The organism is Sphingorhabdus sp. (assembly GCF_044338195.1).
Lineage (GTDB): Bacteria > Pseudomonadota > Alphaproteobacteria > Sphingomonadales > Sphingomonadaceae > Sphingorhabdus_B.
The window spans coordinates 1-21921 of sequence record NZ_JBIIMC010000009.1 but is presented as its reverse complement, the minus strand read 5'-3'; the positions used below and the strand labels follow the sequence as shown (position 1 = coordinate 21921).

Annotated in this window: 20 protein-coding genes; 15 read left to right on the top strand and 5 right to left on the bottom strand. The window is 57.2% G+C overall.

All coding sequences use genetic code 11. The annotated features are described in order from the left end of the window. Positions 1-13 precede the first annotated feature (13 nt). Positions 14-751 carry a bifunctional 2-polyprenyl-6-hydroxyphenol methylase/3-demethylubiquinol 3-O-methyltransferase UbiG gene (gene ubiG, locus ACIQZK_RS04180; RefSeq protein WP_397575032.1) on the top strand — a complete coding sequence of 246 codons (738 nt, stop codon included), beginning with the start codon at positions 14-16 and terminating at the stop codon, positions 749-751. A gap of 127 nt (positions 752-878) precedes the next feature. Here ubiG and ACIQZK_RS04175 read toward each other — a convergent pair whose 3' ends face one another. After that, positions 879-2366, bottom strand: a complete 1488-nt coding sequence (locus ACIQZK_RS04175) for a replicative DNA helicase (RefSeq protein WP_395635245.1) — start codon at positions 2364-2366, stop codon at positions 879-881. A 146-nt stretch (positions 2367-2512) separates the two neighbouring features. Between ACIQZK_RS04175 and ACIQZK_RS04170 the strand changes: the two genes are divergently transcribed. The 6 genes from ACIQZK_RS04170 to ACIQZK_RS04145 all read left to right on the top strand — a co-directional run bounded on the left by ACIQZK_RS04170 (position 2513) and on the right by ACIQZK_RS04145 (position 7584). After that, entirely contained in the window at positions 2513-2995 is a 483-nt protein-coding gene (locus ACIQZK_RS04170) for a UPF0262 family protein (protein ID WP_397575031.1), read from the top strand. Positions 2996-3108: 113 nt separating this feature from the next. After that, complete coding sequence (locus ACIQZK_RS04165; protein WP_397575030.1) at positions 3109-3795, top strand: GH25 family lysozyme; 687 nt, start codon at positions 3109-3111, stop codon at positions 3793-3795. Further along, positions 3792-4223, top strand: a complete 432-nt coding sequence (locus tag ACIQZK_RS04160; protein WP_183941746.1) for a cytidine deaminase — start codon at positions 3792-3794, stop codon at positions 4221-4223. The genes ACIQZK_RS04165 and ACIQZK_RS04160 overlap by 4 nt, the downstream gene beginning before the upstream one ends. A gap of 94 nt (positions 4224-4317) precedes the next feature. Continuing rightward, positions 4318-4872: a dCTP deaminase gene (gene dcd, locus ACIQZK_RS04155; RefSeq protein WP_324477873.1), complete on the top strand. Its 555-nt coding sequence runs from the start codon at positions 4318-4320 to the stop codon at positions 4870-4872. 195 nt (positions 4873-5067) lie between these two features. Beyond that, positions 5068-6228, top strand: a complete 1161-nt coding sequence (locus tag ACIQZK_RS04150) for a saccharopine dehydrogenase family protein (RefSeq protein ID WP_397575029.1) — start codon at positions 5068-5070, stop codon at positions 6226-6228. Positions 6229-6270: 42 nt separating this feature from the next. Next, positions 6271-7584 carry a M20/M25/M40 family metallo-hydrolase gene (locus ACIQZK_RS04145; RefSeq protein ID WP_397575075.1) on the top strand — a complete coding sequence of 438 codons (1314 nt, stop codon included), beginning with the start codon at positions 6271-6273 and terminating at the stop codon, positions 7582-7584. Between the two features lie 2 nt (positions 7585-7586). Here ACIQZK_RS04145 and ctrA read toward each other — a convergent pair whose 3' ends face one another. Then, entirely contained in the window at positions 7587-8288 is a 702-nt protein-coding gene (ctrA, locus tag ACIQZK_RS04140) for a response regulator transcription factor CtrA (protein ID WP_395629008.1), read from the bottom strand. A 395-nt stretch (positions 8289-8683) separates the two neighbouring features. Here ctrA and ACIQZK_RS04135 point away from each other — a divergent pair, with 395 nt between their 5' ends. From ACIQZK_RS04135 to ACIQZK_RS04120, 4 genes are all read left to right on the top strand, one after another. Then, the gene (locus ACIQZK_RS04135) at positions 8684-9409 is read left to right on the top strand and encodes a pirin family protein (protein WP_397575028.1); all 726 of its coding nucleotides are present in this window, start codon (positions 8684-8686) and stop codon (positions 9407-9409) included. 22 nt (positions 9410-9431) lie between these two features. After that, a complete protein-coding gene (gene arfB / locus ACIQZK_RS04130; protein ID WP_397575027.1) occupies positions 9432-9833 on the top strand; it encodes an alternative ribosome rescue aminoacyl-tRNA hydrolase ArfB in 402 nt (133 codons plus the stop codon). Between the two features lie 12 nt (positions 9834-9845). Beyond that, on the top strand, positions 9846-10328 hold the full coding sequence (locus ACIQZK_RS04125; RefSeq protein ID WP_397575026.1) for a GAF domain-containing protein: 483 nt from the start codon (positions 9846-9848) through the stop codon (positions 10326-10328). A 105-nt stretch (positions 10329-10433) separates the two neighbouring features. Then, positions 10434-11813, top strand: a complete 1380-nt coding sequence (locus ACIQZK_RS04120) for a pyridoxal phosphate-dependent decarboxylase family protein (protein ID WP_397575025.1) — start codon at positions 10434-10436, stop codon at positions 11811-11813. Positions 11814-11829: 16 nt separating this feature from the next. Here the strand turns inward: ACIQZK_RS04120 and ACIQZK_RS04115 are convergent, their stop codons facing one another. Both ACIQZK_RS04115 and ACIQZK_RS04110 read right to left on the bottom strand, forming a co-directional pair. Then, on the bottom strand, positions 11830-12576 hold the full coding sequence (locus tag ACIQZK_RS04115) for an arginyltransferase (RefSeq protein ID WP_397575024.1): 747 nt from the start codon (positions 12574-12576) through the stop codon (positions 11830-11832). Between the two features lie 104 nt (positions 12577-12680). Further along, complete coding sequence (locus tag ACIQZK_RS04110; RefSeq protein ID WP_397575023.1) at positions 12681-13901, bottom strand: threonine ammonia-lyase; 1221 nt, start codon at positions 13899-13901, stop codon at positions 12681-12683. 42 nt (positions 13902-13943) lie between these two features. Between ACIQZK_RS04110 and ACIQZK_RS04105 the strand changes: the two genes are divergently transcribed. The 4 genes from ACIQZK_RS04105 (at position 13944) to ACIQZK_RS04090 (ending at position 20508) form a co-directional block, all read left to right on the top strand. After that, positions 13944-14828 (top strand): NAD(P)-dependent oxidoreductase, encoded by an 885-nt coding sequence (locus ACIQZK_RS04105; protein WP_397575074.1) that lies wholly within the window; start codon positions 13944-13946, stop codon positions 14826-14828. Further along, positions 14825-16507, top strand: a complete 1683-nt coding sequence (locus ACIQZK_RS04100; RefSeq protein WP_397575022.1) for an amidohydrolase — start codon at positions 14825-14827, stop codon at positions 16505-16507. The genes ACIQZK_RS04105 and ACIQZK_RS04100 overlap by 4 nt, the downstream gene beginning before the upstream one ends. Next, positions 16507-17523, top strand: coding sequence for an NADP-dependent oxidoreductase (locus ACIQZK_RS04095; protein WP_397575021.1), 1017 nt, complete (start codon positions 16507-16509; stop codon positions 17521-17523). The genes ACIQZK_RS04100 and ACIQZK_RS04095 overlap by 1 nt, the downstream gene beginning before the upstream one ends. A 201-nt stretch (positions 17524-17724) precedes the next feature. Further along, positions 17725-20508: a TonB-dependent receptor gene (locus ACIQZK_RS04090; protein WP_397575020.1), complete on the top strand. Its 2784-nt coding sequence runs from the start codon at positions 17725-17727 to the stop codon at positions 20506-20508. 237 nt (positions 20509-20745) lie between these two features. Here ACIQZK_RS04090 and ACIQZK_RS04085 read toward each other — a convergent pair. Continuing rightward, positions 20746-21921, bottom strand: a 1176-nt coding sequence (locus tag ACIQZK_RS04085; protein ID WP_397575019.1) for a DEAD/DEAH box helicase, incomplete at its 5' end; no start/stop codon positions are given.

The following is a 21921-nucleotide window of genomic DNA, read 5'->3' as shown; positions in this document are numbered from 1 at the left end:
ATAGGGACAGGATATGACAAACGCAAGCTCAGCAACGACAATAAACGCTACGGAAGCCGCCCATTTTGGTGGCTTGGCTGCCGAATGGTGGGACCCAAAGGGTTCCAGCGCCATGCTGCACAAGTTGAATCCCGTGCGGCTTGGCTTCATTCGATCCGCTGTCGACGCCCATTTTGGCGGTGATGGCAAGGCGCGCCATCCCTTGGTTGGCAAATCCGCGCTTGATGTCGGTTGCGGTGCGGGACTGCTGTGTGAGCCACTGGCGCGTATGGGGGCGGACGTGACGGGTGTTGATGCCGCGCCCGAAAATATCGATGCCGCAACCGCCCATGCGGCGCTGTCGGGCCTACCGATCACGTATCGCGCGGGCGAAATCGCCGCCCAAGGACTTGGCCAGTTTGATATCGTCTCATCGATGGAAGTCATTGAGCATGTGAATGATCCGGCCGTGTTCATCGGCGAGCTGAAACGCCACATGAAACCCGATGGCTTGTTGTTGCTATCGACGCCGAATCGTACGCCCGCCTCGCGAATTTTCTTGGTTGAGGCCGCCGAGCGGCTTGGGCAAGTCCCGCGCGGCACGCATGATTGGGACAAGTTCCTGACGCCCGATGAATTGACGGCGCTTCTCAACGATGCGGGAATCGAGATTGTCGACATGCAAGGCATTGCGTTTTCGCCAATGTCCGGACTGCATCTCAGCAGCAACATGGCGTTGAACTACATATTGTCCGCGCGGTTGCGGGACTGAGCCCTACGCACATCGTCACCCTGAACTCGTTTCAGGGTCTTACTTCGTGCGCCCGAAAGAAAGTAAGATGCTGAACCAAGTTCAGCATGACGATTTAGGGATTAGCATGGCGATTTTGGCCTAAGCCTCAATCATAGCCCGCATCGGCATATTGGTCGTCGGCAAGGTCGGTAAAGCGGGTGATCTTCGCTTCGAACTTCATCCGGACGCGGCCCGTTGAACCGTGGCGCTGCTTGGCGACGATGAGTTCGGCGATACCAAAGATGCGCTCCATCTTTTCCTTCCACGCATCATGCGCGGCTTCGTTGACGGGGTCGGGCTGCTTGGACGCTTCGTAATAATCTTCGCGATACACGAACCAGACCATATCGGCGTCCTGCTCGATCGAACCGGATTCGCGAAGGTCGGACAGCATCGGACGTTTGTCCTCGCGTTGTTCAACCGCACGGCTGAGCTGCGAAAGAGCGATCACGGGCAGGCCCAGTTCCTTCGCCAAGGTTTTCAAACCACGGCTAATTTCCGAAATTTCGTTGACGCGGTTGTCGCCGGAACGGCTTGAACCCTGAAGCAACTGCAAATAGTCAACGACGATCAGCCCAATGCCATGCCGACGCTGTAAGCGCCGTGCGCGTGTACGCAATGCAGCGATGGTCAGCGCGGGCGTGTCGTCAATATAGAGCGGCAATTCCTGCAGCTCGCGGCTCGCGCGGGACAGTTCACGAAAATCTTCGCGACTGATTTTCCCCATACGCAGCAGTTCGGAACTGATGCCCGATTGTTCGGCCAAGATACGCGTCGCCAGCTGGTCCGCCGACATTTCGAGGCTGAAGAAAGCTACCTTGGCGCCAGCACCCTTGGCTTCTTCAATGCCATCTTCACGTTCGCGGATCCACCGGCGCGCAGCGTTGAAGGCAATGTTCGTGGCAAGCGATGTCTTGCCCATACCCGGGCGACCCGCGAGGATGATAAGGTCGGAATTGTGCAGACCGCCGCATTTGGCGTTAATGCTATCTAGGCCCGTGGTCACACCGGATAAGCTGCCGCCCGACTGCAACGCCTTTTCAACATTGCGGATCGCTTCGGTCGATGCGGTGAGGAAGCTCTTCATCGAGCCGGTTTCGCCTTCGCCTTCGGCGACTTTGTACAAAGCGCTTTCCGCGGCCTCAATCTGGCCCTTGGGGTCAACGCTCTCGCTCGTGTCCAGCGCATTGTCGACCAATGTGCGGCCAACCGTCACCAATTCACGCAGCAACGCGAGGTCATAAATCTGCTGCGCAAAGTCACGTGCGCCGATCAACCCCGCGCCATCTGCCGTCAGCTTAATCAAATAGCCCGGGCCCCCAAGCTCCCGCATGGATTCGTCGGCTTCGAAAAATGGCTTCAGTGTGACGGGCGTCACCAGCATGTTCCGGTCCATCAGACGCAATATCTGTTCGTAAATGCGGCCGTGCAGCGGTTCAAAGAAATGGTCGGGCTGCAATTTGATCGACACATCTTCGATCACCCGGTTATCAATCAGAATTGCGCCAAGAAACGCGGCCTCCGCCTCAATATTGCGGGGAAGGCGTTGGGGTTCAGCTTCATTCGCTGCTGCAAGTCTGATAAGTTCGGCCATGGCTCCCTATCCTTTAGCATGTGCAGCTTCGCAAGGGGGGACAAAAAGAAGTGCGGGGATATGGCTGTGGACAACAATCGGACAACAACATGTCCCACAAACGGGATAGCGCTTGCCCCAAAAATATCTCAAGCTAACACAGCAACATGAGCGACCCGCGCATCATCAAAGTTGATCTGGACGAAGCAACGATACTTCGGCGTAATGCCGATATCGAGCAGGAGCGGCGCGTCGCGATCTTCGATCTGATCGAAGACAACTTCTTCAAGCCGCTGCGCGATATGGGAGATGGCTATGCCGGGCCATATCATCTGAGCATCAGCGTCGCCGACGGCCGCCTCATCCTCGACATTCGTCGGCCCGATAATGCGCCACATGAAATGCTCATCCTCAGCTTGGGCCGTTTCCGCCGAGTGGTGAAAGACTATTTTGCCATTTGTGACAGTTACTATCAGGCCATTCGCAAGGCGAGTGCCGCCGAAATCGAAACCATCGATATGGCGCGGCGCGGCGTGCACAATGAAGCAGCCGAGTTGTTGATGGAACGACTTGATGGTAAAGTTGAGGTCGATTTTGCCACGGCCCGCCGTCTGTTCACGCTCATTTGCGTGCTGCACATCAAAAGCTGAGCGCGGCGCGGCGTAAAATCTTCTCTATTCGAACTGCCATTGCGCAACGGCTATCGACTTCGCGCGGCGGTAACGCCTAGAGGGACGAATCACATGCTTGAACAGAGGGTCGCATGACTGGGGGTAAACGCCAATTCGTCCGGTGGGGCATTATCATGCTCTGCATCGCGCTCGCGGTCTATGCGGGCTGGCGTTATGTCACCGCCTGGGCACCGTCGCGCACTGAATATCCGGTTCAAGGCATTGTGGTCACCCAAAGCAATGGCCGTCCCAATTGGGCGGAGCTTGGCGCAACGGGTGTCGATTTCGCCTATATCACTGCGGTCGAAGGCGCACGCACGCGCGACGCAGAATTCCAAGCCAATTTGGCCGGCGCGCAAAACGCCGGCATCCGCTTCGGTGCGCTCCACCATTTTGATATTTGCCGTCTGGCATCGGAGCAAGCGACGATGTTCATTACCAGCGTTCCACGCAACGAAAGCGCGCTGCCACCTGCGGTCCAGCTGGATTTTTCCGATACGTGCAAAGGGCGTCCGAACCGCGCGCTGATATTGTCCGAACTCGCGACATTCCTAAACCAGATAGAGGCGCATAGCGGCACACCTGCAATCCTGCTACTCACCCGGGAGTTTGAGAAGGAGTATCACGTGAGCAAGTCGATTGATCGTACTGTTTGGCTGGAGGGCAATTGGTTGCTCCCCGATTATTCCGCGCGGCCTTGGGTTATGTGGACCGCCAATTTACAGCGTCGCATCGACGGCGTTGACGGCCCGGTGCGCTGGGTGGTGGTACGCAAATGACCGACAGCACGCAAAAGCTTGTTCAGCTTGCCATTGAAGCAGCGCAAACCGCGTATGCGCCTTATTCAAACTTTCATGTCGGCACGGCCTTGCTGCTTGATACAGGCGAAATCATCACGGGCAGCAATTTTGAAAACGCCAGCTATGGCATGACGTTGTGCGCCGAAACGGTTGCCATCGCCAAAGCCAATAGTGACGGCAAATTGCGCGCCATTCGCGAAATCGCCGTGGCCGGTGGCTTGGCGGGGCATGTGGGTAAAGCAGCTGACCCCATTACCCCGTGCGGCCGATGCCGCCAGATTATCAAGGAAGTGGCGGACCTGACGGACACCGACATTCCGGTCCATTGTGCGCACGCAACCGGATATGAAACATTCCGGCTATCGGAATTGCTGCCGCATGGCTTTGGCCCCGCAAATTTGAAATAAAGCCGAAGCCGCACCTTTCGCACGATAATTTCCACGCCGCCACTTGCGCTCACACCGTAAATTGGCAAAAGCAGTCCCATAACAGGGAGTGATTATGTCCATATTGTCCGACATCTGGATCCGTGAGCAAGCCCATGCGACCGGCATGATTGAACCATTTGTCGAGGCGCAACGCCGCGATGGCTGCATCAGCTACGGCCTGTCCTCTTATGGCTATGACGCCCGCGTGGCCGATGAGTTCAAGATTTTCACCAATGTCGACAGCTCCATCGTCGACCCAAAAGAGTTTGATCCCAAAAGCTTTGTCGATCGTAAGACCGACGTGTGCATCATCCCGCCGAACAGTTTTGCGTTGGCACGGACCGTCGAATATTTCCGCATACCCCGCGACGTGCTCGTCATCTGTCTCGGCAAATCGACCTATGCCCGCTGCGGCATCATCGTGAATGTGACCCCGCTTGAGCCAGGTTGGGAAGGTCATGTCACGCTGGAGTTCAGCAATACCACCCCGCTGCCCGCAAAGATTTACGCCAATGAAGGTGCGTGCCAGTTCCTGTTCCTAAAGGGCGAACAGCCTTGCGAGACGAGCTATGCTGACCGTGCCGGCAAATATATGGGCCAACGCGGCGTCACTCTGCCCAAGCTGTAATCTGTATAAATCTTAGGGTATGGCTCTTATGGGCCCGTCGTGCGTTATTCCTTCGACCGGGTTTTCGGCATTCGTCTGCCAAAGGTTTTTAGTAACCATCCCGCAGCTGGTGCCGACTAAAACCATCTCTCCCTTTTGACATTGCCGCCCGCGCAGCCCATCAGGATGGGCAAAAGAATCACGGGAGAGAGCAGAATGTCAGACGCACGCGAGTTCGATATCATTGTCTATGGCGCCACCGGATATACCGGACGACTGGTTGCCGAATATCTCAAGACCAAAACGGGTCTCAAATGGGCAATGGCTGGGCGGAGCGCGGACAAGCTTGCGGAAGTACGCGACCTCATTGGCGCTGCGGCAGACACGCCGTTAATCGTGGCGGACGCGTCAGACCCCGCATCGCTGGATGCTATGGTGAAGCGCACCAAAGTGGTGTTGACCACCGTTGGACCTTATCAGCTGTATGGCAATGAACTGGTCGAAGCCTGCGTTGCCAATGGCACTGACTATACCGATTTGTGCGGCGAGCCCGCATGGATGCGGCAGAAAATCGACCAACATAATGAAGCCGCAAAAGCATCGGGTGCGCGCATTGTCTTTTCTGCTGGGTTCGATTCCATTCCCTTCGATCTTGGCGTGTTGATGCTACAAAAGCATTGCGTTGAAACCTTTGGCGCGCCTGCGCCACGCGTAAAGGGACGCGTCCGTGCGATGAAGGGCACATTCTCTGGCGGCACAGCGGCCAGCATGAAGGCGACGATGGCTGCCGCTTCAAAAGACCCGGCGGTTATCAAATATCTCACCAACCCGTTCAGCCTTGCGGGCGGATTTGAAGGTCCGGCGCAGCCAGCCGGGAACAAGCCCGAATATGACGAAAGCATCGGCAGCTGGGCCACAAGCTTCGTCATGGCACCCATTAACACCAAAAATGTGCACCGTACCAACGCCTTGCTTGGTCAGGCCTTTGGCGCAGATTTTGTCTATGACGAAATGATGCTGACCGGTCCCGGTGAACAAGGCGAGGCAATGGCCAAGCATGTCGCGTCGACGCCGATGATGGGTGGCGACAATGACCCCAAGCCCGGCGAAGGCCCCAGCAAAGAAGAACGCGAAACCGGCTTTTACGATGTGCTGTTCATCGCGGAATATCCCGATGGCCGGACCGCGAAGCTTAGCGTGAAGGGCGACCGCGACCCGGGCTATGGTTCAACCAGCAAGATGATCAGTGAAACGGCCATTGCGTTGAGCGAAAATCAAGGCGCGGGCGGTGTCACCACGCCGGGCGCTGCGCTGGGTGAAACGCTGGTTGACCGGTTGCAGAAATATGCCGGATTGATTTTCGCGGTTGAAGCCTAAACACGCTTATCATGCGCCGGACGCGATAGGACAGGAACGATGATGAAAAAACTACCTTTATTGGCCAGTTTGCTTGCGCTGAGCATCGCTGTGACAGCCGCCGCGCATGATCGTCCAAGCCCGGAACGCCTGAAGGCGGATGTTGAAAAACTGGTGAGCTTCGGCACGCGGCACACATTGTCCTCGGCTACCGATCCAAAGCGCGGCATTGGCGCGGCACGGCGCTGGGCACAAAGCGAGTTTGAGAAGATTTCCAAGGCCTGCAAAGGCTGTCTGACGACCGAATTGCTTGAACGAAACATGTCCGGTCCACGTATTCCCAATGGCGTGAACATCGTTGATGTCCTTGCGATCAAGCCCGGTAAAATGGGCTGGGATCATGTCATCATTATCGCTGGCCATATCGATAGCCGCGTGTCCGATGTTATGGACTTCACCAAAGACGCACCCGGCGCGAACGACGACGGATCGGGCAGCGCGCTCGTGATCGAAGCCGCACGATTGATGTCGAAAGAACCGCAAGGCGATGCGACGATCGTCTTTGCGCTTCTGTCGGGCGAAGAGCAGGGGCTGATGGGCGGGCGCTTGCTTGCGGAAACGGCCAAAGAACGCGGGTGGAAAGTCAGCGCGATGCTGAACAATGACATTGTCGGTGGCACGCTTGGCACCGACGGTCGCGTCGTCAAGAATGTCGTCCGCGTATTCAGCGAAGGCATCCGCGCATCGGAAGATTTGGCCGGCCAGATGGCGCGCCGCAACAGTGGCGGCGAAGACGACGGCCCAAGCCGTTCGTTGATGCGCTATGCCGACAATATTGGAGCGAAGCTATATCCCGACGTGACGCTGGACGTATTCGGCGTCCGCCGCCCCGACCGCTTTGCGCGCGGCGGCGATCACCTGCCCGCGCTGGATCTGGGCTTCCCCGCAATCCGTTTCACCGTTGGCGTCGAAAATTATCACCACCAGCATCAGGATGTGCGCACCGAAAACGGCATCGAATATGGCGACACCGTCGACAAGATGGACTTCGACTATCTGGCCAAGGTCACGATGCTGAACATCTTTACCGCAAATGCGCTGTCGGTCGCGCCCCCTGCCCCGGCTTCGGCGACTTTAGGTGGCGCAGTCACCTCTAACACGACAGTTAAATGGGACGCAGCGCCGGGTGCGCAGCGTTATCGCATTTACCAACGCCGCGCAGACGCGCAGGATTGGGTGTTCGTCCGCGACGTACAAGGCACCGAGGCTGTTCTTGAAGGCTTGATTGTGGACGATCATTTCGTCGGCGTCAGTTCGGTCAGCGCGTCCGGCGGCGAGAGCATCATCACCTTCGCCGGGTTGCCACCCCGCCGGTAGGCTCAGGCGACGAGCGGCTCTTCCATTTCGTCGAGATCACGCAGCACATAGCCACGGCCCCAAACGGTTTCGATGTAATTTTCACCGCCACATGCGAGCGCGAGTTTCTTGCGCAGCTTGCAGATGAACACATCGATAATTTTGAGCTCGGGCTCGTCCATGCCGCCATAAAGGTGGTTCAGGAACATTTCCTTGGTCAGCGTCGTGCCCTTGCGCAACGAAAGCAGCTCAAGCATCGCATATTCTTTGCCGGTCAGGTGCACACGGCTGCCGTCGACTTCGACGGTCTTGGCATCAAGGTTCACCGCAAGCTTGCCGGTCCGGATCACCGACTGCGAATGGCCCTTTGAACGGCGCACGACGGCGTGAATACGCGCGACAAGTTCATCGCGATGGAATGGCTTGGTCACATAATCATCGGCACCAAAGCCGAACGAGCGCACCTTTGAATCCATTTCGCTGATGCCCGAAAGAATGAGCACAGGTGTCTGCACCTTGGCCACACGTAGCTTTTTCAGAACATCATAACCGTGCATATCGGGCAGGTTCAGGTCGAGCAATATGATGTCATAATCATACAGCTTACCCAGATCGAGACCCTCTTCGCCCAAGTCGGTGGTGTAGACATTGAACCCTTCGGTCGCGAGCATCATCTCGATAGCCTTGGCCGTGGTTGGCTCGTCTTCAATCAAAAGCACACGCATTGGGAAAAACCCCTCTTTGAAACCCTTGCACCCCTGAAGCAGCACCCGCGAACCGGGTGATGCGACGGACTTTATTAACCATAAGAAAAATGAACTGAAAAGGTTAATTTGGCGTTAATGCTGGGGTTTCGGGGAATCTTCCAAATTTTAGTTCACAAATAATGACGTTTTCTGCGGGTTTGGGAGCCCTGTGACCCAGCAAAAATAATTTGTGAAATTTTGCCCCAATTGCCCTTCGGGCGACCAAAGGTGCAAAATCATGGATAACAGGACGTTAATTTTACGGTGGCGTTGTATAATCTTATGCGGATTAAGGGACACTTGAACCCGCACGCATCGACATTATCTCTCACACATTCCGGCGGTTCATTTCCCCGCCGATGCGGGTATTTTGCATGACGGACACAAGCCTATCCAACGGCCTCCATATCGAGGCGCGTCCCTTTGCGTCGCTGGGCAAGCGCGATCATGGCTGGCTGAAACCCAATTTCCACTTCAGCTTTTCGGATTATTATGACCCTGCTCGGATGAGCTGGGGCGCCATTCGCGTTTGGAACGATGACGAGATCGCCGCGCAATCCGGCTTTGCACCGCATGCGCACGACAATATGGAAATCATCACCTATGTCCGCGAAGGCGCGATTACGCATAAGGACAGCATGGGCAATGTTGGCCGGACCGAGGCTGGCGACGTGCAAGTCATGTCCGCGGGAACGGGCGTCACGCACAGCGAATATAATTTGGAGGACGGCCTATGCCGCCTGTTCCAGATTTGGGTCCTGCCCCGCAACCGCAATGTCCCGCCCGCGTGGGACCAACGGCAATTCCCCAAAGGGGATCGTTCGGGCGCATTCAACGTGCTGGCGAGCGGCTATGGCGAAGACGGCGCGCTGGCCATTAACGCGGACGCCCGCGTGCTTGGCGCGACCGTCAGTGCCGGGGCGACGGCGGAATATGCATTGGCCGAGGGCAATCATGCCTATCTGGTTCCGGCAACAGGCCGCGTCCGCATTGCCGGCGTCGAATATGGTGCACGCGACGGTATCGCCATTAAAGGCGCGGGCGTGTTGCACATTGAAGCCATTGAGGATGCTGAACTGGTGATGGTCGACAGCGCATAGTCTGACGCGCTATGGGCAGGCCATGGCCTTTGACCTTCCCGAAGACTTGCTCGAAGAAACCTTCCTGGCCTCCACCGGGCCGGGCGGGCAGAATGTCAACAAAGTCGCTACTGCGTGCCAGTTGCGCGTTGATGTCTTCGCGCTCGGTTTGCAGCCTTATGCATTCCGGCAGTTGAAGGTTCTTGCGGGTAGCAAGATGACGATGAACGGTGAATTGATCGTCACCGCCCGCAGCCACCGAACCCGCGAAGCCAACCGTGCAGATGCCCGCGCCCGCGTGATCGAGCTTATCGACCGCGCGCACATCCGTCAGGCACGCCGCGTCGCGACGAAACCCAGCAAGGCCGCCAAGGCACGGCGCGTGGATGCCAAAAAGGGCCGGTCAACGGTTAAGAAAAACCGTGGCAAGGTTAGCTTCGACTGATAGGATGCATGCATGTACGAATTTTCCATTGATACGAACGCCCCGAAATCGGACATGTACCGCGAACTGGTTAAGTCCGCCGATGCATTGACCCGTGGAGAGACCGACGGTGTTGCCAACATGTCGAACATCGCCGCTCTGCTATGGGAATTCCTGCCCGATGTGAATTGGACCGGCTTTTACCGCGTCGTGGACGGGGAGCTCGTTCTTGGACCGTTTCAGGGCAAAGCCGCCTGTATCCGCATTCCCTTTGGCCGCGGCGTATGCGGCGCTGCGGCGCAAACCGGCGAGACCCAATTGGTCGAAGATGTGCACGCCTTTCCCGGCCATATCGCCTGCGACGCCAACAGCGCCTCTGAACTTGTTGTCCCCGTGATGCGCGATGGCCACGTGATCGCCGTGGTTGACCTGGATAGCCCGTCACGCGGCCGGTTCGACCATGATGACGTGCTGGGGATACAATCGCTCGTCGCTATTATCGCAGACCGCATTTAAGCACGTTGCCTCATTAAACGTGCTCGATGGGAACCCGGTCGCCAACCTCAAACCTTAATGGATAACGACATAGACTCGATCTGAGGGATATTTTACGAAACCGCCATGGACACACTCGACATCGCCTTTGCTGAAGCCCGCCGCTATTTGGCCTCACTCGACACACGCCCAGTGGCGTCGCGTGGAACGCCCGCTGAGATGCTCTTGCCTCTGCCAGCACAGTTCCCCGAGCGCGGAATTCCAGCGAATGATGTGGTCCGCGCAATTGCAGCCGCAGCGGACCCAGGGTTAACAGGCAATGCCGGCGGACGCTTCTTCGCATGGGTAAAAGGCGGCGCGCTGCCGGCCGCGCTTGCAACGGACATCATGTGTTCTGCATGGGATCAAAATGCGGTGCTTGCATCGACCAGTCCCGCCGGTGCGGTGCTTGAGGAGGTGGCGGGCCGATTTCTGCTAGATGCTCTGCGTCTGCCCGCCGATGCCAGCTACGCCTTTGTCACAGGATGCCAGATGGCACATACGACGGCGCTGGCTGCCGCGCGTCATGCCGTGCTCGCGCAAAAGGGCTGGGATGTTGAGGCAAAGGGGCTTCAGGGCGCGCCTGTTATCCGCGTGCTGGCGAACAGCCATCACCATTCGTCGGTTACGCGGGCGTTGCGTCTGCTCGGGCTGGGCAGCGACTGTATCGTGCCCTTGAGCGGAGACAAGCCCGGTCTGGTGTCGCCAGAGATACTGCGCGCGGCGCTCGCACAAGCACCTGATGCACCGACGATCGTGGTTCTCAATGCGGGTGATCTCAACATTGGTGCGTGCGATGATTTCGCAACTTTATGCCCCATTGCACAAGCCGCAGGGGCTTGGGTTCATATCGACGGTGCCTTCGGTCTTTGGGCCAATGCCAGCCCGCGTCTAGCTCCGCTGGTAACCGGAGTGGAGATGGCGGATAGCTGGGCCACCGATGGGCATAAATGGCTGAACACACCCTATGATTGCGGCATGGCAATTACGCGCCATGCAAGCGCGCACAGTGCAGCGATGCGCATGACGGCCGCCTATCTGACCAGTGGCGGCGACGTTCGCGATCCTATGGACTTCACACCGGAATGGTCGCGTCGCGCCCGGGCTCTGCCAGCGCTGGCCGCTTTGATGGAACTCGGCCGTGACGGCCTTGCTGCGATGATCGAACGGTGCTGCGACCATGCCGCCGCCATCTATGACGGGATCGTGGGCTTACAAGGCGCCACGGGTATCGCGCGCCCGACAATGAATCAGGGCCTGATACGGTTCGACGCAAAAGACGGATCGAATATCAGCGACGCGGTGATCGCCGCGATCAATGCCAGTGGCGAAGCTTTCCTGAGCGGTGGCAGCTGGGACGGCGAACGTGTGATGCGGATCAGCGTCTGTGGCTGGAATACGAGCGCCGACGACGTCGCACGGACCGTGGCTGCAGCAGGTGAGGGACTATCGAGGGTCAGAACCTAACCTTCGCTGACGATTTTCAGCCTTCCGCGTCCGGATCAAACAACTCCCAACCATCCGGACCAAGCCGCTCCAATGGCCGATAGCGCGTTTTATACTGCATACGGGCAGCGCCGTTTACCCAATAGCCCAGATACACATAAGGCAGACCAGCCGCCTTTGCGCGCAGGATGTGGTCCATGATGATAAAGTTGCCAAGGCCGCCGCGATCTTCGATGTCGGGATTGTAAAAGCTGTAGATCATGGACACGCCATCGCTTTGCTGGTCGGTCAGGCACGCACCAACCAATTCGCCCAGCCGGCCAAAAGTTGTGGGCGTGCGATATTCCACCACATGGCTTTGAACCGGCGATTGCTCGACCATGTCGGCATAATCCATATCATCCATATTCGCCATGCCGCCTTCGGGATGGCGTTTTGTCAGATAGCGGCGGAGCAGATCATATTGTTCGGATGTCGACCATGGCTTGCACGCGCTGACCACCAGATCGGAATTGCGCCGCAATATTTTGCGCTGCGTGGCGTTGGGCTGGAATTCATCGGTGCGGACGCGAACCGAAACGCAGGCCTTACAATCAAGGCAGCTGGGGCGGTATGCAACATTCTGACTGCGGCGAAACCCGATGCGGCCAAGCGCTTCGTTCAGCTCGTCTGCGTAATTGCCGTTCAGCTCGGTAAAAACCTTCCGCTCGGTCTTGCCGGGCAAATAGGGACAAGGCCCCGGGCTGGTCACAAAAAACCGGGGAAAACGGACCGGTGCGCTCATATTCTCTCCGCTCTTGTGCTGGGACTGTTAAGACGTTCTTTACCTTTTATGCACAGGTCCCCAGTCGCTGAAAAGCGAATTAACCATGATTCGTTCGTTCCGGACTATTTGTTGAGCTCGACCCGCTCAACCTTGTAACCGGCGGCGTCCAGGCCGTCGACAAGACCCTGCAATTGTTCCGCATCGCGGGCTTCGCATTCGATGTCGGTAATCAGGCCCTTGGCGGGTAGCGTGGTGAAAATACGCTGGTGATAAATTTCGATGATGTTGACATTATGCTCGTTGAACAAGCGCATGACTTTAAACAACGCGCCGGGTCGATCCTGAAGCGTCAGGCGCAAGCGCGCAAGACGTCCGGACCGCGCAAGGTCACGCAACAGAACGTTCGCCAGCAGGCGCGTATCGATATTACCGCCACACAATACGATGCCGACATTCTTACCCTTGAATATCTCCGGATGGGCCATGACGGCCGCGAGACCCGCCGCGCCAGCGCCTTCGACCACGGTTTTTTCAATCTGCAGCAGCAAGCTGACGGCGGTTTCAAGATCCGCCTCGCTGACCAAGACGATTTCGTCGACCAAGCCGCGAATGACTTCGCTGGTGAACGATCCGGGGATTTTCACCGCAATGCCTTCGGCCAGCGTGTCGCCTTCGCATGGCATCTGCAGGTTGTTGAGCAGCGCGTACATCGACGGATATAGCTCCGCCTGCACACCGATAAGGCCGATGTCCGGCTTCAGTGCGCGCGCAGCAGTACCCATGCCCGACAGCAAGCCGCCGCCGCCAATGGGCACGACCAGCATATCCAGCGACGGGACGCTCTCGAGCATTTCAAGCGCAACGGTGCCCTGCCCTGCGGCGACATCAGGATCATCAAACGGATGGACGAATGTCAGGCCCTGTTCCGCCTCAAGCAAGCGCGCATGTTTGTAGGCATCATCAAAGGTCTCGCCATGCAGCACGACTTTGCCTCCAACGCTTTCGGTCTGCATCACCTTCACCGTCGGCGTCGGTACGGGCATAACAATGGTCACAGGAATACCCAGACGCGTGCCATGATAGCTCAAACCTTGCGCATGATTGCCGGCCGATGCCGCGATCACGCCCTTGCTGCGCTGTTCTTCGGTGAGCAGCAGGATCGCATTCAGCGCACCGCGTTCCTTATACGCCGCCGTGAACTGATGGTTTTCGAACTTCAGATAAATATTTGCCCCTGTCAGCTTGGACAAAGTCTGGCTGTGCAGCGTTGGCGTCGCCACGATGGAGTCACGGATCCGGGCATGGGCGGCGCGGACATGTTCAAGGGTCAGATGATCAGACATAGAAAGCGGCCCTAACGTATCTGGCGTTAAGTGAAAACAAACATTAAGACCCTGCCTATGACTAGAATAGCTTTTATCGGACTGGGCGTCATGGGCGGCCCAATGGCGCGGCATCTTAAACAGGCAGGACATGAGCTGACGGTGTATAACCGTTCGCGGGCCAAGGCCGAAAACTGGGTTGCGACTTATGGCGGAACGCTGGCGCTGTCGCCCGCGGATGCCGCTAAGGATGCAGAGGTCGTCATCAGCTGCGTTGGCACCGACGATGACCTTGCTGGCGTCACGCTTGGACGCGATGGTGCATTTGCCGCGATGGCGAAGGGCAGCCTGTACATTGACCATACAACGGTCTCCGCGCGGATAGCCCGTCAGCTTGGCGTAGAGGCCAAGTCACGCGGCCTGTTGGTTGTGGATGCGCCCGTCACGGGCGGACAGGCCGGCGCCGAGAACGGAACCTTGTCCATCATGTGCGGCGGCAGTGAAGCAGCCGTTGAGGCCGCGCGACCGATCATGGCGCCTTATGCCAAGCGCGTTGTCCATGTTGGCGGCCCCGGCACCGGACAGATCACCAAAATGTGCAACCAAATCGCCTTTGCGGGTATTATCCAGTCGCTGTCCGAAGCGATGCGTTTCGCGCAATCGGCGGAACTTGACGTTGAAAAAGTCTATGAAGCAATATCGGGCGGCGCGGCGCAAAGCTGGCAAATGGACAATCGCTGGGCCACGATGGCCGAGGACAAGTTCGACTTTGGCTTTGCCGTTGACTGGATGCGCAAGGATTTGGGCCTCGCGTTCGAAGAGGCGCGTGCCGTTGGCGCGACCTTGCCAATCACCGCGATCATCGATCAATTTTATGCCGATGTGCAGCATATGGGCGGTGGCCGTCTGGACACCAGTGCGATTGTGAAAAGGCTGCCCAAGGGATGAGGGCGTTTTTTGCGTTCGCCTTGCTCGCGCTTGCTGCACCTGCATGTGCCGACGGACTGGTCGAGAATGTCAACGGCATCACGCTTGATCAGGACGGCAATGTCATCCGGTTCAACGCGATGCTGGTGGGCACGGATGGCAAAGTCACGGAGCTGCTGACCAAGAAAGACAGGCTTCCCAAGCAACTCGATTTCCGCCTCGATGGGCGCGGCGCAACCTTGTTGCCCGGCCTGATTGATGCGCACGGCCATGTCATGGGCCTTGGCTTTCAATTGCTGACGCTCGATTTGTCCGGAACCAATAGCCTTGCCGAAGCGCAAGCCGCGATAAAGGCCTATGCGGCAAAATATCCCGAACGCCGCTGGATTATAGGTCGGGGTTGGAATCAGGAAAAATGGGGCCTTGGCCGGTTCCCGACCGCGCAAGATTTAGACGCCGCCGTCGGCGATCGGCCCGTATGGCTGGAGCGCGTCGATGGGCATGCCGGATGGGCCAACAGCAAAGCGATGGAAATTGCGGGCGTCACCGCTGCATCCAAATCACCGCCGGGCGGTCGCATTGAACTGGCTGGCGGCAAACCCAGCGGTATCTTTGTTGACTCCGCTGCCGATCTGGTTGGCAAATTCGTGCCCGCACCAAAGCCGTTGGAACGCGATATCGCCTTGGGCGAAGCGCAGAAGAAACTCCACAGTCTGGGTATCACATCGATTGCCGACATGGGCACGTCGATGGACGATTGGCAAAGCTATCGCCGGGCAGGCGATGCAGGATGGCTGACCGTCCGCATATTTGCCTATGCCGGTGGTATTGACAATATGGTCGCCATCGCGGGCCCTGCGCCAACCCCTTGGTTGTACAACGACAAATTGCGGCTGGGCGGTGTGAAGCTGTATCTTGATGGCGCTTTGGGCAGCCGGGGTGCGTGGCTGAAGAAGCCTTATGCCGACGCGCCGGGGCAGACTGGCCTTCAGTTTTTAGCGAGCGCGGAAATCCGCAATCTTATGGTGCGTGCATCGATGGACGGGTTCCAGACGGCAGTACACGCCATTGGCGATGCGGCGAATGCCGAAGTTATCGGCGCGATCGAGGAACTGTCCGAAACATATAAAGGCGATATGCGCTGGCGGATTGAACATGTCCAAATTGTCGACCCGGCCGATCTGCAAAAGCTTGGCAAACATGGCATCATTTCGTCGATGCAGCCGGTGCACCAGACATCCGACCGGTTGATGGCCGAGGCGCGGCTTGGCCAAGAGCGGCTCAATGGCGCTTATGCGTGGCAGTCCATCGCGCGCGCTGGCGGCAAGCTGGCATTCGGTTCTGACGTACCCGTTGAGTCCGCCGATCCCTTCGCCGGATTGGCCGCGGCCATGACGCGCGAAGATGCGGCTGGCCAACCCTTTGGCGGATGGCGCCCCGAAGATCGCGTGTCGCGCGAACAAGCGCTTGCCGGCTTTACCACCGGCGCTGCTTACGCGGCCTTTGCCGAAGGCAAATTTGGTTCGTTAACCCCCGGGCATTATGCCGACTTCATATTGATTGATGTCGACCCATTGCTTGCAAGCCCGCGCGAACTGCGTAATGCGATAGTCAAAGAAACATGGGTCGGCGGTCGGCCCGTATATAAAAATGCTGCAGCACATGCTGCGGACAAAAACAACAATGGAGAGACAAGATAATGCGTGCATGGACCTTAGCTAGCCGCCCAGCCGGGCTTCCAAATGACAGCAACTTTGCGATGATCGACGCACCCGATGCGCCCTTGGGCGCAGACGAGTTTCGCGTTGCGAACAGCTGGCTGTCGGTTGACCCCTATATGCGCGGCCGCATGAACGATGCGAAAAGCTATGCCGACCCATTCATGCTTGGCGAACCCATGACCGGCGGGGCAGTCGGCACGGTAACCGAAAGCAACAATGCCGATTTTCCGGTCGGCGTGAAGGTTCTCCATATGGCTGGCTGGCGCGACAGCGCCGTATTCGGCGGCGACAAGACGCCACCTGCTGGCATGCCGCCGGTTAAATTGCCCGATCTGGGCGTTCCCGATCAACATTGGCTCAGCATCATCGGCATGCCCGGCGGCACCGCATGGTTCGGCTTGCTCAAGGTTGCCGAGGCAAAGGCCGGCGAAGTTGTTTTCGTATCTGCCGCTGCGGGTGCTGTTGGCTCGACCGTCACGCAAATTGCGAAGGCCAAGGGCATGAAAGTCATCGGTTCAGCCGGTGGCGCAGAAAAATGCGCTTGGGTCAAAGAACTCGGCGCCGATGCCGTTATCGACTATAAATCCGGCAAGGTGCTGCCGCAGTTGATGGCCGCGCTGAAAGACATGGGCGAAAGCGGCATTGATGTCTATTTTGACAATGTCGGCGGCGAACATTTTGATGCGGCGCTTGCCACATCCAAAGAATGGGCGCGCTTTGCGATTTGCGGCATGATTGACGTGTATAACGACTTCAAAGCCCAGCCGATGCAATATCTTCCGATGATCATCGGCAAGCGCATCATGATTAAGGGCTTCCTCTACCCTGACTTCTACGCACAGGTTCCGGAATTCAACGCCGATATGGCGGGCCTGATCCAGTCTGGCGCGGTCAAGGGCCGTGAAACAGTGAAAGACGGGCTGGAGAAAACACCAGAAGCCTTTATCGGCCTGTTCAGTGGCGAAAACACCGGCAAGATGCTTGTAAAACTATAAGCAAATTGCTGCGCAGCATTGCTTGCTATGTTACGGAAAAGTCTGTTCAAACTGAACATTCTTTCCGTAACGTCAAAAATGTCAATGTTGCAATATTGACGCACTGAATGAATTTCAGGAGAACCGCGGTAAACGCCGATGACATTGCCATTTCCTTTCGTTAGATTGTGACAAAATGATTTCAACACAGGAGAGAAGCATATGTTACGACGTGACAAATCCCTCAGCCATGCATTGAGACTATCGGCCGCGTGCCTTGCGCTTTCGGTGCCAAGCCTTGCATTTGCGCAGGAGGCCCCTCAGGCCGACGACACTGCGGACGAAGAAATCGTTGTAACCGCGCAGGGCCGCAGCCAGCTATTGTCTGACGTGCCAGTGGCCATTTCCGCAGTTAATGCCGAAACCCTCCAAAATAGCGGCGCGAACGATATTCGTCAGCTGAACCAGGTTGCACCATCGTTGCTCGTGTCTTCGACGGGTTCGGAAGCCAATGGTTCGGCCCGTATTCGCGGCATCGGTACGGTCGGTGACAATCCCGGCCTTGAAAGCTCGGTCCCTGTTTTCATCGACGGCGTATACCGTTCGCGTTCGGGCATTGGTCTGAACGAACTCGGCGAAATCGACCGGGTTGAAGTGCAGCGTGGGCCGCAAGGCACATTGGGCGGACGTAACTCGTCGGCGGGCCTCATCAGCATCTATTCCAAAAAGCCAAGCTTCACCTTTGGTGTCAACGGCGAGCTGACCTACGGCAATTATGACTTCATGCGCGCTGCAACCAGCATCACGGGCCCAATTTCGGATCAGGTCGCGTTCCGCGTTGATGGCGTTTATGTAAAACGTGACGGTTTCTACCGCGACGACCAAAATGGCCACGACGTCAACAATCGTAACCGCTACTTCCTGCGTGGCCAGTTGTTGTTTCAACCAACCGATGCGCTGTCGGTGCGTCTGATTGCAGACTATACCTCGCGTAACGAAGAATGCTGCGCAGCAACCTATGTCGACGGCTCCGTCAATCCATTCATTGGTGACCTGAACAACCCAAGCACGACCGGCGTGGCGTCAACAGCGACATCCAACAACATCATCAACGTATTGCGTGACCTTGGCCAGCCATTGGCTGCGTTCAACCAAGGCTATGGCCGTAACATCTCGGTCAGCGCGAACCGCGTCTTTACCGGCGAAACCAAGGATTATGGTTTCTCCGGCCAAATCGATTATGATTTCGGCGGCGCAACTTTGACATCGATTACGGCCTATCGCCAATATCGTTCCGGTCAGGCATCCGACACCGATTATGGTGAGGTCGACATTCTGTACCGCGCGCCAAGCGACGATGCTTATCGTCAGTTCCACACCTTTACGCAGGAACTGCGCCTGCAAGGTGAAGCGTTCGGCGGAAAGCTGGATTGGCTCGTCGGCGGATTTTTCTCCAATGAAAAGCTGACCGTCCGGGACAATCTGCGTTTCGGCAACCAATATGGCCGCTTTGCAACATGCCGCATCATTTCGGGTGGCGGTTTGGCTGGGCTATATTCGCCCACCAGCCCGTCATGCGTCATCCCTGGCGTCGGCACCGCAACCATCGGTGGCGCATCGGGTCCATCCGCTCCGGATATTCTGGCGGCGTTCACGGCGCTCGATAACCTGAATGATCTCGGCACCACCAACGATCGTTATTTCCAGAACGGCACGAACTTCGCGGCGTTCACGCATAACATCCTGCACATCACAGATGCGCTCGATCTGACGCTTGGCCTTCGCTACACCAGCGACAAGAAGAAGTTTGACGCCACCTTCGGTAACGACAACACCGTTTGTACGGCGGTCCAAGGCCTTGTGACCGACGACTTGGTGAACCCGCAGACAACGGCAACGGCGCGTGCACTTGCGGGTTCGTTGATTGGCCTGTCTTGTCAGGGCAACTCGACAGCCGAATTGAACGGCGTGTCTATCAACGACAAGCGCAGCGAAGACGAATTCACCGGCACGGCAATCCTGTCGTGGAAAGCAACCGACGATCTGTTGCTCTACAGCAGCTTTGCGCGTGGTTATAAGGCGGGTGGTTTCAACCTTGACCGTTCCGCGCTGAAGTCACCAATCGGCACATTTGCAGCATCCGGCGGCGCGCAGGCGTTGACGGGCAGATTGCAATTCGACCCCGAACTGGTGGACAGCTATGAAATCGGCGCAAAATTCTCAAATGGCCCACTCGGCCTGAGCGTTTCTGCGTTCCGTTCGGACTTCAGCAATTTCCAGCTGAATACGTTCAATGGCACCGTTTTCCTTGTGCAGTCGATTAACGGTTGTAGCGCGGATTTGGGCGGTGCTGACCGTGACCAAAGCTTGTCATCAGCAGGATCCAACTTCAACGCAGCAGCGGCAACAACCGGAGCCTGTGCGGCAAGCGACGTGGGCTATGGCGTGCGCGCAGAAGGTGTCGAGCTGGAAGCATCCTTGGTGCCAGCACGCAACTTCCGCGTGGCGGCAGGTCTGACATATGCAAACACCAGCTATCGTGAAAATCTGGTCGGCAGCAAAACCGGTGCACCACTTGACCCCGCATTGCGCAAATTGCCAGGTGACAATCTGTCCAACGCACCGGAGCTGGTTGCCACGTCAAGCGTCACATGGACGCCGGATATCGGCAGCAATGGCATGAGCGGCCTTGTGTATATCGACGGCCGTATGACCAGCGATTACAACACCGGTTCCGACCTGTTCCCGCAGAAAGAGCAGAATAGTTTCGCCGTATTTAACGCGCGTGTCGGCCTTCGCGGTCCTGACGAAGCCTGGAGCATTGAGCTTTGGGGTCAGAACATCTTCAATCAGGATTATGCGCAGGTCGCGTTCAACTCGCCATTCCAAGCGGGTGCAACCTCGGCACCATTTGTGGATGGGCAATATCCCGGTGGTCGCCAGCTGATGTCGCACTTCCTTGCCGAGCCACGGACATATGGCATCACATTGCGCGGCAAGTTCTAAGAACGTCGCGAACCTAAACAAAAAAGGGCCTGCAGCGATGCGGGCCCTTTTTTGTTGGGTCGGTTGGAACCGGTCTCATGACGGGCGTTCTGGCACCATCGGGAACAGCGACCACGACCCTATTCGTCATCCTGAACTTGTTTCAGGATGACGCATGAACGTCGCATGTTATCCTGAAACAAGTTCAGGATGACGATTTAAAGGTATTTCGGAACCGAGGCCTGCTCGAAAGCTTAGTTAAGACGTCCCAAACCCAACGCCCAGGAAGCCGGGCATTGGACCGTTCCATCCGTCATCGCCCGCTGGCGCTGTGCTTGGCTTTTGCGCGGGTTCAGCTTCAACCATTGGCGCTGCCTTTTCACGGGCAGGCTTAGCCGCCGCTTTTTCGCGTGCTGGCTTTGGCTCCGCTGGTGCCGCCGCTTCTGCGGGTGCGGCCTTGGCTTTTGGCTCTGCTGGCTTACGGCCGCGCTTTGCGGGTGCGCGCTCTTCGGGTTCACCCGATGGCGCTTCGACCTTGCCAAGACGCTCGATCTTGGTGCCAATCAGCTTTTCGATGTTTTCAATGGCTTCTTCGTCAGCCTTGGTGACAAAGGTAAATGCCTTGCCCTTGGCACCCGCGCGGCCTGTGCGGCCAATGCGGTGGACATAATCATCGGGGTGCCATGGCGCGTCAAAATTGAACACATGGCTGACGCCCTTAACGTCGAGGCCACGCGCCGCCACGTCGGATGCCACGAGCAGATTGATGTCGCCGTTTTTGAACGCCTCCAATTGCTTCTGACGTGACGCCTGATCAATGTCGCCGTGAATTTCGCCCGAACGCATGCCGTGGCGCTGCAGGCTGGTGTTCAATTCGCGCACCGTGGTCTTGCGGTTGCAGAAGATAATCGCGTTGGACACATCTTCGGTGCGCAAAAGATCGCGCAACACATCACGCTTTTTCATCGGTGATACGTTCACCAAAAACTGCTCGATATTGATATTGGCAGTCGCGGGGCGCGCGACTTCGATATATTTCGGGTTGGACAAAAACTTGTCCGCCAGCTTCTTAATCGGCGGCGGCATCGTTGCCGAAAACAGCAATGTCTGACGCGTCGCCGGCAATTTGGTGCAGATATGTTCGATGTCGGGAATGAAGCCCATGTCCAACATACGGTCCGCTTCGTCGATGACCAGCATTTCGCAGCCCGTCAGCAAAATCTTACCGCGTTCGAACAAATCCATCAGCCGTCCGGGGGTCGCGATCAAAACATCAACGCCCTTTTCAAGCGCCTTCACCTGGTCGCCCATTTGAACACCACCGATAAGCAGCGCCATCGATAGCTTGTGATATTTGCCGTATTTTTCGAAATTCTCCGCAACCTGCGCCGCAAGTTCGCGCGTCGGTTCGAGAATGAGGCTGCGCGGCATGCG

Excerpts from the sequence above, each read along its gene's own strand:
- ACIQZK_RS04175 (WP_395635245.1), bottom strand. The coding sequence starts at position 2,366 with ATGGCCGAACTTATCAGACTTGCAGCAGCGAATGAAGCTGAACCCCAA.
- ACIQZK_RS04170 (WP_397575031.1), top strand. The coding sequence starts at position 2,513 with ATGAGCGACCCGCGCATCATCAAAGTTGATCTGGACGAAGCAACGATA.
- ACIQZK_RS04135 (WP_397575028.1), top strand. The coding sequence starts at position 8,684 with ATGACGGACACAAGCCTATCCAACGGCCTCCATATCGAGGCGCGTCCC.
- ACIQZK_RS04110 (WP_397575023.1), bottom strand. The coding sequence starts at position 13,901 with ATGTCTGATCATCTGACCCTTGAACATGTCCGCGCCGCCCATGCCCGG.
- dcd (WP_324477873.1), top strand. The coding sequence starts at position 4,318 with ATGTCCATATTGTCCGACATCTGGATCCGTGAGCAAGCCCATGCGACC.
- ACIQZK_RS04165 (WP_397575030.1), top strand. The coding sequence starts at position 3,109 with ATGACTGGGGGTAAACGCCAATTCGTCCGGTGGGGCATTATCATGCTC.
- arfB (WP_397575027.1), top strand. The coding sequence starts at position 9,432 with ATGGCCTTTGACCTTCCCGAAGACTTGCTCGAAGAAACCTTCCTGGCC.
- ACIQZK_RS04145 (WP_397575075.1), top strand. The coding sequence starts at position 6,271 with ATGAAAAAACTACCTTTATTGGCCAGTTTGCTTGCGCTGAGCATCGCT.
- ACIQZK_RS04150 (WP_397575029.1), top strand. The coding sequence starts at position 5,068 with ATGTCAGACGCACGCGAGTTCGATATCATTGTCTATGGCGCCACCGGA.
- ACIQZK_RS04090 (WP_397575020.1), top strand. The coding sequence starts at position 17,725 with ATGTTACGACGTGACAAATCCCTCAGCCATGCATTGAGACTATCGGCC.
- ACIQZK_RS04160 (WP_183941746.1), top strand. The coding sequence starts at position 3,792 with ATGACCGACAGCACGCAAAAGCTTGTTCAGCTTGCCATTGAAGCAGCG.
- ACIQZK_RS04115 (WP_397575024.1), bottom strand. The coding sequence starts at position 12,576 with ATGAGCGCACCGGTCCGTTTTCCCCGGTTTTTTGTGACCAGCCCGGGG.
- ACIQZK_RS04095 (WP_397575021.1), top strand. The coding sequence starts at position 16,507 with ATGCGTGCATGGACCTTAGCTAGCCGCCCAGCCGGGCTTCCAAATGAC.
- ACIQZK_RS04100 (WP_397575022.1), top strand. The coding sequence starts at position 14,825 with ATGAGGGCGTTTTTTGCGTTCGCCTTGCTCGCGCTTGCTGCACCTGCA.
- ACIQZK_RS04120 (WP_397575025.1), top strand. The coding sequence starts at position 10,434 with ATGGACACACTCGACATCGCCTTTGCTGAAGCCCGCCGCTATTTGGCC.
- ACIQZK_RS04125 (WP_397575026.1), top strand. The coding sequence starts at position 9,846 with ATGTACGAATTTTCCATTGATACGAACGCCCCGAAATCGGACATGTAC.
- ubiG (WP_397575032.1), top strand. The coding sequence starts at position 14 with ATGACAAACGCAAGCTCAGCAACGACAATAAACGCTACGGAAGCCGCC.
- ctrA (WP_395629008.1), bottom strand. The coding sequence starts at position 8,288 with ATGCGTGTGCTTTTGATTGAAGACGAGCCAACCACGGCCAAGGCTATC.